Annotated in this window: 14 protein-coding genes; 9 read left to right on the top strand and 5 right to left on the bottom strand. The window is 73.8% G+C overall.

All coding sequences use genetic code 11. The features are described from left to right. Window positions 1–204: 204 nt before the first annotated feature. Window positions 205–1,032 carry a formate dehydrogenase accessory sulfurtransferase FdhD gene (gene fdhD / locus IF89_RS0108515; protein ID WP_030763551.1) on the top strand — a complete coding sequence of 276 codons (828 nt, stop codon included), beginning with the start codon at window positions 205–207 and terminating at the stop codon, window positions 1,030–1,032. On the opposite strand, the gene IF89_RS0108520 is transcribed toward fdhD, so the two are convergent. From IF89_RS0108520 to IF89_RS0108530, 3 genes are read right to left on the bottom strand one after another with little or no spacing between them, the layout of a single operon-like run. Continuing rightward, a complete protein-coding gene (locus IF89_RS0108520) occupies window positions 1,022–1,459 on the bottom strand; it encodes a hypothetical protein (protein WP_158717828.1) in 438 nt (145 codons plus the stop codon). The two genes, fdhD and IF89_RS0108520, sit on opposite strands and share 11 nt — an antisense overlap. Window positions 1,460–1,481: 22 nt before the next feature. Next, window positions 1,482–1,913, bottom strand: a complete 432-nt coding sequence (locus IF89_RS0108525; RefSeq protein ID WP_030763557.1) for a hypothetical protein — start codon at window positions 1,911–1,913, stop codon at window positions 1,482–1,484. 34 nt (window positions 1,914–1,947) lie between these two features. Then, on the bottom strand, window positions 1,948–2,964 hold the full coding sequence (locus IF89_RS0108530; RefSeq protein WP_030763560.1) for a bile acid:sodium symporter family protein: 1,017 nt from the start codon (window positions 2,962–2,964) through the stop codon (window positions 1,948–1,950). A 160-nt stretch (window positions 2,965–3,124) separates the two neighbouring features. Here IF89_RS0108530 and IF89_RS0108535 point away from each other — a divergent pair, with 160 nt between their 5' ends. The 7 genes from IF89_RS0108535 (at window position 3,125) to IF89_RS0108565 (ending at window position 12,312) form a co-directional block, all read left to right on the top strand. Continuing rightward, complete coding sequence (locus IF89_RS0108535) at window positions 3,125–3,976, top strand: LysR family transcriptional regulator (RefSeq protein ID WP_030763563.1); 852 nt, start codon at window positions 3,125–3,127, stop codon at window positions 3,974–3,976. 250 nt (window positions 3,977–4,226) lie between these two features. Continuing rightward, window positions 4,227–6,050: an AMP-dependent synthetase/ligase gene (locus IF89_RS0108540; RefSeq protein WP_030763565.1), complete on the top strand. Its 1,824-nt coding sequence runs from the start codon at window positions 4,227–4,229 to the stop codon at window positions 6,048–6,050. Between the two features lie 124 nt (window positions 6,051–6,174). Continuing rightward, window positions 6,175–7,443, top strand: a complete 1,269-nt coding sequence (locus tag IF89_RS0108545) for an ABC transporter substrate-binding protein (protein ID WP_030763567.1) — start codon at window positions 6,175–6,177, stop codon at window positions 7,441–7,443. A gap of 9 nt (window positions 7,444–7,452) precedes the next feature. Beyond that, window positions 7,453–10,155 carry an ABC transporter permease subunit gene (locus IF89_RS0108550; protein ID WP_030763570.1) on the top strand — a complete coding sequence of 901 codons (2,703 nt, stop codon included), beginning with the start codon at window positions 7,453–7,455 and terminating at the stop codon, window positions 10,153–10,155. Further along, window positions 10,152–10,922 carry an ABC transporter ATP-binding protein gene (locus IF89_RS0108555; RefSeq protein WP_030763573.1) on the top strand — a complete coding sequence of 257 codons (771 nt, stop codon included), beginning with the start codon at window positions 10,152–10,154 and terminating at the stop codon, window positions 10,920–10,922. The genes IF89_RS0108550 and IF89_RS0108555 overlap by 4 nt, the downstream gene beginning before the upstream one ends. A gap of 105 nt (window positions 10,923–11,027) precedes the next feature. Next, window positions 11,028–11,876 carry an aldo/keto reductase gene (locus IF89_RS0108560; RefSeq protein ID WP_030763577.1) on the top strand — a complete coding sequence of 283 codons (849 nt, stop codon included), beginning with the start codon at window positions 11,028–11,030 and terminating at the stop codon, window positions 11,874–11,876. Window positions 11,877–11,886: 10 nt separating this feature from the next. Beyond that, entirely contained in the window at window positions 11,887–12,312 is a 426-nt protein-coding gene (locus tag IF89_RS0108565) for an RICIN domain-containing protein (RefSeq protein WP_030763580.1), read from the top strand. A gap of 54 nt (window positions 12,313–12,366) precedes the next feature. Here IF89_RS0108565 and IF89_RS0108570 read toward each other — a convergent pair whose 3' ends face one another. Further along, entirely contained in the window at window positions 12,367–13,134 is a 768-nt protein-coding gene (locus IF89_RS0108570; RefSeq protein WP_030763583.1) for a class I SAM-dependent methyltransferase, read from the bottom strand. After that, a complete protein-coding gene (locus tag IF89_RS0108575) occupies window positions 13,134–13,439 on the bottom strand; it encodes a 4a-hydroxytetrahydrobiopterin dehydratase (protein WP_030763585.1) in 306 nt (101 codons plus the stop codon). Before IF89_RS0108575 ends, IF89_RS0108570 begins: the two co-directional genes overlap by 1 nt. Before the next feature lie 174 nt (window positions 13,440–13,613). Between IF89_RS0108575 and IF89_RS0108580 the strand changes: the two genes are divergently transcribed. Further along, complete coding sequence (locus IF89_RS0108580) at window positions 13,614–15,407, top strand: hydroxysqualene dehydroxylase (RefSeq protein ID WP_030763587.1); 1,794 nt, start codon at window positions 13,614–13,616, stop codon at window positions 15,405–15,407. The last annotated feature ends 41 nt before the right edge of the window (window positions 15,408–15,448 follow it).

Genomic DNA, 15,448 nt, shown 5'->3' on the forward strand with positions numbered 1-15,448 from the left:
GCGGGGTCCCCCCTCGTAGGCAAGTCAGGATCACCCAGCTTTGCCTGCTACTGGTGGGTACGTGTGCGTGTGACCCGACAGGATTGAGGGCCCTGATTTTGGAGCTTCCCGAGGAGCTCCCTGCCGGGGACCTGGTCGGATGCGGAACCGCGAGAATGAGTACGTCGGACGTGGGCGAGAAACAGAAGGGGTGGGCTGATCACCATGGGACGGGTCACCGAGCGCCGTCGCGTCGTCCGGATCCGGAACGGCGGGGCGGCGGTCCGCCCGGACACCCTGGTGGCCGAGGAGCCGCTGGAGATCCGGCTGAACGGCCGGCCGCTGGCCATCACCATGCGTACGCCGGGTGACGACTTCGCCCTGGCGGTGGGCTTCCTGGTGAGCGAGGGGGTACTCGGCTCGGCGTCGGAGGTCCGGGCCGTCACCTACTGCGAGGGGGCGACGGAGGACGGCACGAACACCTACAACGTCGTCAACGTGCAGCTGGCGGCCGGGGTGCCCGTGCCGGACATCACGCTGGAGCGGAACGTCTACACCACCTCGTCCTGCGGCCTGTGCGGGAAGGCCAGCCTGGACGCGGTCCGTACGGCGTCCCGCTTCCCCGGGGTCTCCGCCGACCCGGTACGGGTGCCCGCGGAGGTCCTGACCGGTCTGCCGGACCGGTTGCGGGCGGCCCAGAAGGTCTTCGACCGTACGGGCGGCCTGCACGCGGCGGGGCTGTTCACGGCCGACGGCGAACTGCTGGACCTGCGGGAGGACGTGGGCCGGCACAACGCGGTGGACAAGATCGTCGGCCGGGCGCTGCAGGCGGGACGGCTCCCGCTCAGGGGCGCGGTGCTGCTGGTGTCGGGCCGGGCGTCCTTCGAACTCGCCCAGAAGGCGGTGATGGCGGGCATACCGGTGCTGGCGGCGGTCTCCGCACCGTCCTCCCTGGCGGTGGACCTGGCGGTGGAGTCGGGCATGACCCTGATCGGTTTCCTGCGGGGCCCCGACATGAACATCTACGCGGGCGAGGAGCGGATCACCCTGTAGGGGCGCGCCGGAAGCGCTCCGCGCCGGCCGTGCGGCTGAGGAACGTGGCCCACACGTCGCTGCCGTCCTCTGCACTGTCCCCGCCGGTGCCGTGGAGCGAGAACCAGTCGGTGCACGTCTCGGGCGTCCCGGCCGGGCTGAATGAGACCCGGATCCCCGGGTCCTCGTCGGGAAGCCCGCCAAGGGTCCAGCCGCCGTCGCCGGTGAAAGCGCCGAGCTCCCCGCCCCGGACGCACACCCAGTCCCTGGCCCCCGAGAGGTGCACCCGGCCGTCGGCCATGACCTCCAGCCGGGCTCCGCGGTCGCCGTGCCAGGTACCGATGACGTCCTCCTCCGTCAGCAGAGGGGAGGACGCGCCGCCCAACCGGTGTAGGGCCAGGGCGGCGAGCAGGAGCACACCGAAGAGGACGCTGAGGGTGATGGTCACCGTGCGGGCGAGGTTGTACACGTCAGCGGGCCCGGCGGCCGCGGCGGCGGGGGTCGGCGGGCGGTTCGGGGGCCGGCGGGTCGATGCGGTGGAGGTCCAGGGTGGCCGGGAGGGGGGTCGCGCCGGGGCCGCCGGATTCGGCCCACGCGATGATCTCGTCGGTGGCGGTGTCGTCGAGGGCCCAGCCGAACCACACCGCGCGGGCGCCCCGGCGGCGGGCCTCGGTGGTGGGTTGGACCACGATGACGTTGGCCTGGGCGCACGGGCCGAGGCAGTCGCTCGTACGGACGGCCAGGCGGCCCCCGGACGCGGCCGCGGCCTCGCGCAGCCGGGCGAGCTGGCCGGCGTGGTCGGTGCCGGGGTTCTTGCGCGGGTCTCCGCAGCAGCAGCCGCGGCAGACCACCAGGGTGCAGGGGCGTTCGGCGCGGGCGCCGAGCGGGCGTATCCAGGTCACCACCGCACGTTACCGGGCGGGGGGATCTTGTCGGTCAGGCCGTGCGGGAGACCTCCGCCACACGGTCGGCGGGGAGTGGGGGCAGCGGGTCGGCGGCGCGGCGCCGGGCGATGACCGCGCAGACCATCAGCTGCATCTGGTGGAAGAGCATCAGCGGGAGCACCGCGAGGCCGGCCTGGGCCCCGAACAGGACGCTGGCCATGGGCAGCCCGGCGGCCAGGCTCTTCTTCGAGCCGGCGAACTGGACGGCGATGCGGTCCTCGCGGCCGAAGCCGAGGCGTGCCGCGCCGTACCAGGTGAGGAGCAGCATGGCCGCGAGGAGGACAGCCTCCATGAGCAGTAGCGCGCCCAGGCGCAGGGGGCTGACCTGCCGCCAGATGCCGGCGACCATGCCGGCGCTGAAGGCGGTGTAGACGACGAGCAGGATCGACCCGCGGTCGACGCGTCCCTGGACCCTCTTGTGTCGGGTGAGGAACCCGCCGACCCAGCGGCGCAGCGCCTGGCCCAGGAGGAAGGGCAGCAGGAGCTGGAGGGCGATCCGCAGGAGGGAGTCGGCGGAGAGGCCGCCGGTGCGGCCGCCGAGCAGGACGGCCGCGAGCAGGGGGGTGAGGACGATGCCGGCCAGGCTGGAGAAGGAGCCGGCACAGATCGCGGCGGGGACGTTGCCGCGGGCGATCGAGGTGAAGGCGATGGAGGACTGGACGGTGGAGGGGACCAGGCAGAGGAAGACCAGGCCGCTGTGGAGCGCGGGCGGCAGGAGCCCGGGGGCGAGGGCGCGCAGGGTCAGCCCGAGGCTCGGGAAGAGCACGAAGGTGCAGGTGAGCACGGTGAGGTGGAGCCGCCAGTGGCGCAGGCCGTCGAGGGCCTCGCGGGTGGAGAGCCGGGCACCGTAGAGGAAGAAGAGCAGGGCGACGGCCGCGGTGGAGGCGGCGCCGGCGGCCGTGGCGGCGGCGCCGCGGGCGGGGACGAGGGCGGCGAGGCCCACCGTGGCGAGCAGGGCGAGGACGTACGGGTCCAGGGGGAGCCGGGCGGGGAGGTGCGGGCGGCGCATGTCCAGGGTGCTCACTTGCTGTCGGTACGGGCGGGCCCGGGGCCCGAGCGGGCCGGAGGCTCTTCGTCCCTTCATGGTCGGTGGCCGCCGGTGATCGGGAAAGCCGTACACGAAACTCACTGTCATCACGCATCGTGATGGCCGCGCGTAGGGTGGGGGGATGTACGACCCGGTTCAGTTGCGGACGTTCCTCACCGTGGCCCAGACGCTGAGCTTCACGCAGGCCGCGGGGCGTCTCGGCGTACGGCAGTCCACGGTCAGCCAGCACGTGCGGCGGCTGGAGGAGGCGACGGGGCGGCCGCTGTTCCTGCGGGACACCCACAGCGTGGAGCTGACGGAGGACGGCGAGGCCATGCTCGGCTTCGCGCGGACGATCCTGGAGGCGCACGAGCGGGCGGCTGCCTTCTTCACGGGGACGCGGCTGCGGGGGCGGCTGCGGTTCGGGGCCTCGGAGGACTTCGTGCTGTCGCGGCTCCCGGAGATCCTGGAGGGCTTCCGGCACGAGCACCCGGAGGTGGACCTGGAGCTGTCGGTGGAACTGTCCGGCACGCTGCACGAGCGGCTGGACGCGGGGCGGCTGGACCTGGTGCTGGCGAAGCGGCGCGGCCCCGGGGACGAGCGGGGCCGCCTGGTGTGGCGGGACCGGATGGTGTGGATCGGAGCCGAGGGGCTGCGGGTGGATCCCGAGCGGCCGGTTCCGCTGATCGTCTTCCCGCCGCCGGGCATCACCCGGGCCCGGGCCCTGGAGGTGCTCGAACGGGACGGCCGGGCGTGGCGGATCGTGTGCACGAGCGGCAGCCTGAGCGGTCTGGTCGCGGCGGCCCGGGCCGGGCTGGGCGTGATGGCGCACACCCGGGGACTGGTCCCGCCGGGGCTGGTGCGGGTCGGCGGGCTGCCCGACCTGGGGCCGGTGGAGTTCGCCCTGGTGCGCGGGCCGCGCGCGTCGCCGGCGGCGGAGGCCCTCGCGGCGGCGGTCCTCTCGGGCGCGGACCGGCTCACCCGTACCGGCTGACCGGCACGTACCGGTACGCGGGGACGCCGCCGGCACCGGTGCGAGGGGGGCGGGGCCCGCGGATGGGCGTACCACCGGCGCACGGAGGTGGCACCGGGGCGCACGACGGGCGGTCCGCGCCGTCCGACCCGCACGTCAGCGGCGTGAACGGCGTGATCACTGGGGAGGTCTTGTGGAGGTGTCCGAACGCCGATCAACACCCCTTGACGCTGAGGTACGTTCACCGCGGCGCGCGGAGAGGAGCGGGGCCTTGCGCGAGATCACCGTCCCACCGATCGTCACGGGGCCGCCCGTCGGCGGACTGGCGGACATCGTCTTCCAGCACGCCCGGGAGGACCCGGAGCGCGTGGTCCTGGGCCGGAAGGCCGACGGCGTGTGGCGGGACGTGACGTCGGGCGAGCTGGCGGCGGAGGTGCTGGCGCTCGCCAAGGGGCTGCTCGCCCAGGGGGTGGGCTTCGGGGACCGGGTGGCCGTCATGTCGCGCACCCGGTACGAGTTCACGCTCTTCGACTTCGCGCTGTGGGCCATCGGCGCCCAGCCCGTCCCCGTCTACCCGACGTCCTCCACCGAGCAGGTGCACTGGATCCTCCACGACACGGAGTGCACGGCCTGCGTCGTGGAGAACGAGGACCAGGCCATGACGGTGGGCTCGGTCATCGACCGGCTCCCCCACCTGCGACGGCTGTGGCAGCTGGACGCGGGGGCCGTGGAGGGGCTGGTCGAGGACGGGCGCTCGGTCGCCGAGGACGTCGTGCACCGCCACCGCGGCGCCGTGACGCCCGACGCGACGGCCACGGTGATCTACACGTCGGGGACCACCGGCCGCCCCAAGGGGTGCGTGCTGACGCACGCCAACTTCATGTACGAGGCCGACACCCTGGTGGCCCGCTGGGAGTCGGTGTTCCAGGGCAGGCAGGGCGACCGGCCGTCGACCCTGCTGTTCCTGCCGCTGGCCCATGTGTTCGGGCGGATGGTGGAGGTGGCGGCCGTGCGGGCGCGGGTCAAGCTGGGGCACCAGCCGGCCCTGGCTGCGGCCGAGTTGATGCCGGACCTCGCGGCGTTCCGGCCGACCTTCGTGCTGGGCGTCCCGTACGTCTTCGAGAAGGTCTTCGCCGCCGCCCGCCGCAAGGCCGAGTCCGAGGGGCGCACCGCCGCCTTCGACCGGGCCGTGGAGACGGCCGTGCGGTATGCGGAGGCACGCGAACGGAAGGCCTTCGGCACCGGGCCGGGCCCTTCGGCGGCGCTGCGGATGGAGCACCAGCTCTTCGAGAAGCTGGTCTACGGGAAGGTCCGCGAGGCGATGGGCGGCCGGGTCCGGTACGCCATGTCGGGCGGGTCGGCGCTGTCGCGCCGCCTCGGGCTGTTCTTCGACGGCGCCGGGGTCACGGTGTTCGAGGGGTACGGGCTGACGGAGTCCTGCGCGGCGGCCACGGCGAACCCCCCGGAGGCCACGAAGTACGGCACGGTGGGCCGGCCGATCCCGGGCAGCACGGTGCACATCGCCGACGACGGGGAGGTCTGGCTGCACGGCGGCCACATCTTCTCCGGTTACCTGGGCGATCCGCGGTCCACCGACGCGGTGCTGCGGGGCGGCTGGCTGGCGACCGGGGACCTCGGGCGGCTGGACGAGGACGGGTACCTGGTCATCACCGGGCGCAAGAAGGACATCCTGGTGACGTCCAACGGCAAGAGCGTCGCCCCGGCGGCGCTGGAGGAGCGGGTCCGTTCGCATCCGCTGGTGGCGCAGTGCGTGCTGGTGGGCAACGACCGGCCGTACATCGCGGCGCTGCTCACCCTGGACATGGAGGGGATGGCGCACTGGCTGTCGATGCGCGGCAGGCCCCAGATGCCGGCCGCGGACCTGGTGAGCGACCCGGAGCTGACGGCGGAGGTGCGCCGGGCGGTGGTGGCGGCGAACACCCTGGTGTCCCAGGCGGAGGCGATCCGCACGTTCCGGGTGCTGGCCGAGCAGTTCACGGAGGAGCGGGGGCTGCTGACCCCCTCGCTGAAGCTGAAGCGCCGGGTGATCGAGAAGGTGTACGCGAAGGAGGTCGCTGCGCTCTACCGGACGTGAGGGGCGTGTCCGGAAGCGGCGACCACTACACCTGACGGTTCGTCACTTCAACCGGTCGCCGATATTGACGATCCGTCAGGTCGCCCACACAATGCGGAGATTCCGACCGGAGGGGATCCCCGACATGGTGCGACCGATCCGCGCCCTGGCCGCCGCAGCAGCGGCCGTGGCGCTCGTCTCCGCCTGCAACTCCGCCTCCACCGGCGGTACCCCGCCGGGCGGGCCCGGCGACGCGCGCGGGACCACGCGCGGTGTCACCGGTGATGCGATCAGGGTCGGCGGCATCGTGTCGATGACCACCTCCAGCGGCTACAGCAAGAAGGACACCGACCTCGGCGCCAGGGCCCGCTATCTCAGGGCCAACGCCGAAGGCGGAGTCCACGGCCGCACGATCGAGTACCTGGGTGCGCAGGACGACGGCCAGGACCCCGCGAAGAACATGGCGGCGGCCCGCAAGCTCGTCCAGCAGGACAAGGTCTTCGCGGTGGCCCCCATGAGCTCCGTGACGTTCTCCGGCGCCGACTTCCTCGTGCAGGAGAAGGTGCCCACCTTCGGCTGGGGCACCCTGCCCTCCTTCTGCGGACCGGCCTACATCTACGGCTTCAACGGCTGCCTGGTGCCCGCCCCCGGCGGCACCCTGAACCAGACCTGGCCCGAGGGCATCTGCCGGATCCTCGGCGGCGCCCGGGGCAGGTCGGTCGCGATCATCGCCAACGACAGCGACGCCGGGAAGTTCGGCATCCGGACCTTCCAGCAGGGTTTCGCCGGCGCCGGCTTCGAGGTGTCCTACGCCAAGGCCTCCGTACCCGGCACGGCCGTCCCCAGCGACTGGTCCGCGTACGTGAAGGAGATCCTCTCCAGCAACGGCGGCAAGGCCCCCGACGCCGTGGTCTCCGTGATGCAGACCCCCCACAACATCGGGCTCTTCACCGCACTCAAGCGGGGCGGGTACCAGGGGCTGCTGACCGACCCCACCGACTACGACCCCGCCCTGCTCGCCCAGGACGCCACGCGGCAGGCCCTCGACGGGGTCCACGTGCTCCTGCAGTTCCAGCCGTTCGAGTCGGACGATCCGAAGATGACGCAGTTCAAGGCCGACATCAAGGCGGCCGCCGGCGGCAGGGACGTACCGCTCAACATGCACATGCTGACCGGGTACATGTCGGCCGACCTGTTCGTCTCCATCGCGCAGAAGGCGGGCAGGGACCTGACCGTCGAGTCGTTCCAGGCGGCCGCGCAGGGCTTCTCCGACACCGGCACGCTGGTCGGCGACCGTGCGCTGCCCAAGGGGCAGAAGGACAGCTTCGGCTGCGGAGCCCTCGTACAGCTGAAGAACGGCGCGTACGAGGTCTCCGTCCCGTTCAAGTGCCACGAGCCCATCCCCTTCACGTAGGGCCGCGGCATGGGGGATCTGCTCGTCCTCGTCCTGAGCGGTCTGGTCTCCGGCGCCCTGTACGCGCTGCTCGCCACCGGGCTGGTGCTCTCGTACTCGGCGTCCGGGCTGTTCAACTTCGCGCACGGCGCCACCGCCTACCTGTGCGCGCTCACCTTCTACGAACTGCACTCCGGGCTGGGCTGGCCGGCGGTCCCGGCCGCGCTCCTGGTGGTGTGCGTCCTCGCCCCCGGTCTGGGCTGGGGGCTGGACCGGCTGATGTTCCGGCGGCTCGCGCAGGTCGGCGAGACGGCGCAGGTCGTGGCGACCATCGGCCTGCTGGTGGCGCTGCCCGCCGCCGGCCTGTGGGCCGTCGAACTGCTGGCGGACGCCGGTGCGCCCGTGAAGCCGGCGGAGAACCGGTTCGGACTGCCCGGCGTGGGGCCGAGCCCGGCAAAGTCCTGGCAGCTGACCGACCGCGTCGGCATCGACTCCGACCAGCTGATCACCTGGGTGGTGACCGCACTCGTGGCGGGGGCCCTGTGGGGGCTGCTGCGGCACACCCGGATCGGGCTGCACCTGCGGGCGGCCGTCGACAACCGGTCGCTGACCGAGCTGCGCGGGATCAGCGCCGACCGGCTGTCGTCGGTGGCCTGGATGATCGCTTCGGGGCTGGCCGGGCTGGCCGGTGTGCTGGCGACGCCGCTGCTGGGGCTGTCCGCCCACGACTTCACGCTGTTCCTGTTCGTGTCGGCCACGGCTGCGGTCATCGGACGCTTCGCGTCCGTGCCGCTCGCCTTCGCGGGCGGGCTGGGGCTGGGGGTCCTGCAGAACCTGGTGGCGGGGTACGCGTCCTTCGCCGAGTCCGTCACCGGCTTCCGGACGGCGGTACCCTTCCTGATCCTGTTCGGCGGCCTGCTCGTCCTGACCCGGCGGGCACGGGCCGCGGGGGTCGCGGCCGTGGACGCCCCGCCGCCGGACCACCTGGCCGGGGCCTCCTGGGGGAGGCGGTGGGGGGTGTGGGCGGTGGGCGGCGCGCTGCTGTGCGCTGCGTTCTACACCGTCACGACCCCCTTCTGGAGCGGGCTGCTGGCACAAGGGCTGGCCGTGTCCCTGGTGTTCATGTCCTTCACCGTGGTGACCGGACTCGGGGCCATGGTGTCCCTGGCCCAGGGCACCTTCGTGACGGGGGCCGCCCTCGTGGCCGGGCTGCTGATGAGCCGGGGCTGGCCGTTCGCGGCGGCGCTGGCGGTGGGCACGTGCGCGGCGGCGCTGCTGGGGGCGGTCGTGGCGCTGCCGGCGCTCCGGCTCGGGGGCAGGTCGCTGGCGCTGGCCACACTGGCCCTGGCGTTCCTCGCCGACCAGGTGCTGTTCCAGCTCCGGTGGCTGCGCAACGGCGACACGGGCTGGTCCGTTCCGCGGCCGGTGGTCGGGCCGCTGGACCTCTCCGACGACCGGGCCCTCGGGGTGGCCCTGGTGGTGCTGGTCGCTCTGGTCGCCGCCGCGCTCACGGCGCTGCGCGACTCCCCTTCGGGCCGGGCGATGCTCGCGGTCCGGTCGGCCCCGGCGGCGGCCGCCGCCTCGGGGGTGTCCGTCCTCGGCACGAAGCTGCTGCTGTTCACGTTGTCGGCCGGACTCGCCGGCTTCGGGGGCGTGCTGTACGCCTCGTACAACACCCGGATCACGGCGACGGACTTCACGGCGATGACGGGGCTCGTGTGGCTGGCGGTCGTGGTGGCGGCGGGCGTGCGGCGGCCGCAGTACGCCGTGGTCGCGGGCCTGGTGTACGCGGTGGCCCCCCGGCTGCTGTCGGACTGCGTGACGGAGTCCGCGCACCTGCCGGTGATCCTGTTCGGCCTGGCCGGGCTGGCCCTCGCCAACGACCCCGACGGCTACTGCGCGGCCGTCCCGGTCCGGCGGGCCCGGCGGCGCGCCGCCGCCCGGGTGCCTGCCGGGCCTCCCCCCGCCCCGCCCCGTGCCGAACCGGTGCCGCGCCCCGTACCCGGCTCCTCGGACGCCCCCGGGACGCGGGGGCCCGCGCTCGAACTGCGGGGCGTGACGGCCGGATACGACGGGGGGCTGGTCCTGCACGGGGTCGACCTCGTCGTGCGGCGCGGGGAGATCCTCGCCGTGCTCGGGCCCAACGGGGCCGGGAAGAGCACCGCGTGCCGGGTGGCGGCAGGGCTGCTGCCGGCCTGCGCCGGCGCGGTGTACGTGGCCGGCCGGGACGTCACGCGCGAGGGAGCCGTGCGCCGTGCGCGGGCCGGGGTGCTGCTCGCCCCGGAAGGACGGGGCATCTTCCCGTCGCTGAGCATCGAGGAGAACCTGGCCCTGTACCTCGACGAACCCGATGCCCGCGCCGCCGTCTACGACCGCTTCCCCCGGCTCGCCGAGCGCCGCGCGGTGAGCGCCGGATCCCTTTCCGGCGGGGAGCAGCAGATGCTGGCACTGGCCCCGCTGCTGCAGCGGCCGCCTGCGGTGCTGATCGCCGACGAGCCCTCGCTCGGGCTGGCCCCGAGGGTGGCGCAGGAGGTGTACGCACTGCTCACGGAGCTCCGCGACGCGGGCAGCGCGCTGCTGCTGGTGGAGGAGAAGGCCGTCGGGATCCTGGGCGTCGCCGACACCGTGGCCTACCTCTCGCAGGGCCGGGTCTCCTGGTGCGGCCCCCGGGACGCGGTGGAGGCCGACCGGCTCACCGAGGCCTATCTGGGGACGGGGAGGAGGGGGACGTGAGCGGTTACGTACTCCACGCGGTCGGTGTCGGCGTCCGCTTCGGCGGTGTCCGGGCGCTCACGGGCGTGGACCTCGGGGTTCGGGCGGGCGAGGTGTGCGGGCTGATCGGCCCCAACGGAGCCGGCAAGACCACGCTGTTCGACGTCCTGTCGGGGATCCGCCGGCCCGACCGGGGCCGGATCCTGCTGGACGGGGCGGACATCACCCGCCGCTCCCCCGTCTGGCGGGCCCGGCACGGGGTGCGCCGGACCTTCCAGCGGCAGCAGCTGTTCGGCCGGCTCAGCGTGGCCGACAACGTGCTGGTGGCGCAGGAGTGGCGGGGCGGCGGGGGCGGACCTGCGGCCGACCTGCTGGCCCTCCCGGCCCGGCGCGCCCGGGAGCGGGCCCGCCGGGTGCGCACAGAACAGGTCCTGGCCGACTGCGGGATCGCCGCGCTGGGGACCTCGTACGCGGGCGGGCTGCCGGTCGGGCAGGCCCGGATGGTCGAGGTGGCGCGCGCGGTGGCCGATCCGCCGCGGGTGCTGCTGCTGGACGAGCCGGCGTCCGGGATGTCGGCACCGGAGCGCGAGCAGCTCGCGGCGGTGGTGCGGCGGCTGGCGGCACAGGACGGCTGTGCGGTGCTGCTGGTCGAGCACGACGTGGCCTTCGTGATGGACCTGTGCACGCGCGTCGTCGTCCTGGACCTCGGGAGCGTGCTGGCGGAGGGGGACCCGGCCGGGGTGCGCGCGGACCCGCTGGTACGGGAGGCGTACCTGGGCAGCGCGTGACGGACCCGCGGTGGCGGGAATACGTCGCGGGAGGGGCCGGTTGTGGCCCCTCGTACGACGCTGTCCACCGCGCAGCAACGCGCCGACGTGAGGGAACGACCCGACGTGAACCAGGTCCCGGCCATCAAGCTCAACAACGGCACGCTCATGCCCCAGCTCGGATTCGGTGTCTGGCAGGTGCCGGACGCGGAGGCGGAGCGCGCGGTGGGGACCGCCCTGGAGGCGGGCTACCGCAGCATCGACACGGCCGCGATCTACGGCAACGAGCGGGGCACGGGCAAGGCCGTCGCCGCCTCGGGGCTGCCGCGCGAGGAACTGTTCGTCACCACCAAGCTGTGGAACGGCCCGAAGCAGGCGTGGCACCGCGACGCGGTGCTGCGCGCCTTCGACGACTCCCTCGCCAAGCTGGGTCTCGACCACGTCGATCTCTACCTGATCCACTGGCCGCGCCCGATGCGCGACGACTTCGTGGCCATCTGGAAGACCTTCGAGGAGATCGCCGCGAGCGGCCGCGCCAAGGCGGTCGGCGTGTCGAACTTCCGCCCCGCGGACCTGGACCGGATCGCCGCCGGGAGCAGCCTGGTGCCGGCCGTCAACCAGGTCGAGCTGCACCCGCTGCACCCCCAGCCCGAACTGCGCGCAGAGCACGCCGCGCGCGGGATCGTGACCGAGGCGTGGTCGCCGCTGGGCCAGGGCAAGGAGCTGCTCACGCTGCCGGCCGTCACCGCGGTCGCCGCCGCGCACGGCCGCAGCGCCGCGCAGGTGGTGCTGCGCTGGCACCTCCAGCACGGCAACGTCGTCATCCCGAAGTCCGTGACGCCCGCCCGCATCCGGGAGAACCTGGACGTCTTCGGTTTCGAGCTGGACGCCGCCGAGATGGCCGCGCTGGACGCCCTCGGCGCGAACGGAGCGGGCCGCCGGATCGGCCCGGACCCGGCCGAGTTCGACGTCTGAGGGCGAGCGGGTGAAGCATGCCGAAGGGCGTTACCGGATCCGCAACGTGGACAGCGGCCTGGTGCTCCAGCTGGAAGGCGCCTCCCGGGTGCGGGTCGGTCCGGACGGGCCGCCCGCACCGGTGGCCGCCCGCCGGTGGCTGATCGCGCCCGTCCACAGCGGCGGCGGGGTCTACCACGTGGTGAGCGAGGACAACGAGCGGCGTCTGGACGTGGCGAACGCATCGACGGACAGCGGCGCCCGGGTGCAGGTGTGGCGGGCCAACGCCTTCGGCGCACAGGAGTGGATCGTCGAGGAGCACCTCGACGCCCCCGGGGTGGTGTCCCTGATCGCCTGCATCAGCGGCCTGCCGCTGGAGGCCGACGCGGAGGGCCGGGTCCGGCAGGGTGAGGACACCGACTCCCCGTCGCAGTGGTGGCGGCTGGAACCGGCATAGGAGGCGGCCCGGGGGTTCGGGGGCCGGCGGCACGGCCGGCTGACCCCGGGGCCGTCACATCCGTACGAAGCTGCGCAGGCGGTACGTCGGCTCCGCGCGCGGGGTGTCCTGGTCGGGCAGCAGCTCCAGCCGGTCCGCCAGTTCGCGCAGGGTGATGCCGCGCGGGACGATGCGGGAGGCGTACCGCCCCGCGAGCAGCGCCTCGGCGGAGCACCGGGGGGTGCGGCCCTGGCCGTGGCCGGTGAAGCGGGCCTCCCCGCCGGGCCGCAGGCCCGCCCGTGACGCGTGGGCCTCGACCTCCCCGGAGGCGTCCGAGGGGGTCGGGGTGAGGTGCGCGGCGAACACGGCGTCGATGTCACTGCCGACGTCGTGCGAGGAGTCCTTGTCCACGGTGGTGACGAAGACCCCGCCGGGCCTCAGCACCCTGGCCACCTCGGTGATCACCGCGGGCACCAGACCGGGCTCCCGCAGCAGGTGCAGGAGCCACACCGCGCTCACGGCGTCCAGCGAGCCCGGGCGCACGGGCAGCCGGGCGGCGTCGGCGAGGGCCACGGGAACGCCGCGGCGCAGTGCCGCGGCGGCCATGCCGTGGGAGGCGTCGGCGCCCAGGACGCGCAGTCCGGGGCGCTCCAGCCGGGCGGTGACGATGCCGGTGCCGCAGCCGAGATCGAGAAGGGTGCCCGCGTCGGCCGGCACCAGGCGGAGGACGGCCGCCGCGGCGGCCTCGGCGCGCGGGGCGCCGCCGCGGGAGGCGTCGTAGACCTCGGCCTCGGCGTCGTAGTCGAGAACGGGTTTCGCGGTCGTCGGCAGGGGCAGGGCCATCAGCTCGCGCCGTGCGCGGGGGCGAGGGACTCCACGCGCTCGGCGAGGGCGAAGTCGGTCTCCGTCACCACGCCTCCGGCGTCGTGGCTGTGCACGGCGAGCCGCACGGTGTTGTAACCGAGCGTCAGGTCCGAGTGGTGGTTCAACTCCTCCTGCACGGAGGCGATGTGGGCGACCAGGGCACTCGCCGCGACATGTGTGCCCAGGCGGTAGGTACGGACGATCCGGTCGTTCTCGAAGGCCCAGCCGGGGAGTTCCCGCAACCGGTCCTCGATCTCCTTCTGCGACAGCGGTTCACTCGGCATGCACCGGCTCCTTTTCCCCGTGACGTGTGGTCAAGGTTCCCACAGTGCGCGCCGGAGCGAACCTTTCGCGCCATAGTGCGCTCGGGTACTCCTGCACCTTCCGCCCCCGGCGGCCGCCCCCTAGGCTCCTGCGCCGGACGGACTGTTACCAGCGGTAACGAGGGGGCATGCGGCATGGCCGGCACCGGGAGTTCCAGGCGTACGTTCATCGCGGGCACGGGCGCCGCGGCCCTGTCGGCCCAGGCGCTGACGGGCCTCACCGCGCAGCCGGCGGCCGCTGCGCCCGCCGCCGCGCCGGCCGCGCCGAACGGCCGGCGCGTCGCCGTCCTCGGCGGCGGGGTGGCGGGTCTGACCGCCGCGCACGAACTCGCCGAGCGGGGCTACGCCGTCACCGTGTACGAGCGGCGGGCCCTCGGCGGCAAGGCCCGCAGTATGGACGTGCCCGGCAGCGCCCGCGGCGGCCGCAGGCCGCTGCCGGCGGAACACGGCTTCCGCTTCATCCCCGGCATCTACCACAACCTGCCCGACACCATGCGGCGCATCCCCTTCGCCGGGAACGCGAACGGCGTGTGGGACAACCTGGTGGCGCCGCCCGAGATGATGTTCGCCCGCGCCGGGGGGCGCGAGGACCTGCGCGGCCCCATCCCCTGGCCCGGCCACTCCTCCGCCGATCTGACGCCCGACGAGGTGCGGCGGGCCCTCTCGGGTTTCCTCCAGACCCTCCTGCGCCTGCCCCCGCACGAGACGGCGTACTTCGTGAACCGCGTGCTGGTCTTCCTCACCAGCTGCGACGAGCGGCGGACCGAGGTGTGGGAGCACACGCCCTGGTGGGAGTTCACCCGGGCCGCGCGGATGTCGTACGAGTACCAGCGCATCCTGGCGGTCGGCGTGACCCGCAACATCGTGGCGACCAAGGCGGAGGAAGCCTCCACCCGCACCGTCGGCACCCTCGGCGAGGCCTTCGTCTTCAACCTGCTCGGCCGCGGGGCGGACGGACCGCCGGACCGGATCCTCGACCTGCCGACCAACGAGGCGTGGATCGACCCCTGGGAGGCCCACCTGCGCTCCCTGGGCGTGGAGTTCAGGATCGGCTGGACGGTGCGGGAGGTGCGGTACGGCGGCGGCAGGGTCAGCGGCGTCGCAGTGGAGGACCCCGGCGGTGTGCGGCAGACCGTGACCGCCGACCACTACGTCAGCGCCCTGCCCGTCGAGCACGCCCGCCGCACCTGGAGCGCCCCACTGCGGGCGGCCGACCCGATGCTCGGACGCTGCGACCGGCTCCGGACCGACTGGATGACCGGAATCCAGTTCTATCTGACCGAGCGGGCCCCGCTGGTCCACGGCCACCTCAACTGCGTCGACTCGCCGTGGTCGCTGACCGCGATCCAGCAGGCGGAGCACTGGCCGGCGCGGGACTTCCCCGCCGACTACGGCGACGGGACGGCCGTCGACTGCCTCTCGGTGGACATCTCCGAGTGGGACAGGCCGGGGGTCCTGTACGGGAAAACGGCCAAGCAGTGCACCCGCGACGAGGTGGCGCGCGAAGTGTGGGCCCAGCTGAAGGCCTCCCTCAACGACACCGGGCGGACCCTGCTGTCGGACGCCAAGCTGCACTCCTGGTTCCTCGATCCGGGCGTGGACGGGCTCGGCACTCCGAACCCCACCAACCAGGACGAACTGCTGATCCATCCGGTGGGCACCCTCGCCAACCGGCCGAGCGCCGACACGCGCATCCCGAACTTCTTCCTCAGCGGGGACTACGTCGCCGTCGACATCGACCTCGCGACGATGGAGGGGGCCAACGCCTCCGCCCGCGCGGCGGTCAACAGCCTCTTGGACCGCGACGGTTCGGCCGCCCCCCGCTGCACCGTGCGGACGCTGTACCGGGCGCCGGAGCTGGAGTCGGCCAAGCGGCACGACCTGTGGCGCCACCGGCTCGGCCTGCGCAACGTCTTCGATGTCGGCTGAACACGGCCGGCGGCGCGGGTGCTGCGGGCTCGGCTACCGTC

The organism is Streptomyces sp. NRRL F-2664, assembly GCF_000719345.1.
GTDB lineage: Bacteria > Actinomycetota > Actinomycetes > Streptomycetales > Streptomycetaceae > Streptomyces.

Excerpts from the sequence above, each read along its gene's own strand:
- fdhD (WP_030763551.1), top strand. The coding sequence starts at position 205 with ATGGGACGGGTCACCGAGCGCCGTCGCGTCGTCCGGATCCGGAACGGC.
- IF89_RS0108530 (WP_030763560.1), bottom strand. The coding sequence starts at position 2,964 with ATGCGCCGCCCGCACCTCCCCGCCCGGCTCCCCCTGGACCCGTACGTC.
- IF89_RS0108535 (WP_030763563.1), top strand. The coding sequence starts at position 3,125 with ATGTACGACCCGGTTCAGTTGCGGACGTTCCTCACCGTGGCCCAGACG.
- IF89_RS0108545 (WP_030763567.1), top strand. The coding sequence starts at position 6,175 with ATGGTGCGACCGATCCGCGCCCTGGCCGCCGCAGCAGCGGCCGTGGCG.
- IF89_RS0108550 (WP_030763570.1), top strand. The coding sequence starts at position 7,453 with ATGGGGGATCTGCTCGTCCTCGTCCTGAGCGGTCTGGTCTCCGGCGCC.
- IF89_RS0108570 (WP_030763583.1), bottom strand. The coding sequence starts at position 13,134 with ATGGCCCTGCCCCTGCCGACGACCGCGAAACCCGTTCTCGACTACGAC.
- IF89_RS0108575 (WP_030763585.1), bottom strand. The coding sequence starts at position 13,439 with ATGCCGAGTGAACCGCTGTCGCAGAAGGAGATCGAGGACCGGTTGCGG.
- IF89_RS0108580 (WP_030763587.1), top strand. The coding sequence starts at position 13,614 with ATGGCCGGCACCGGGAGTTCCAGGCGTACGTTCATCGCGGGCACGGGC.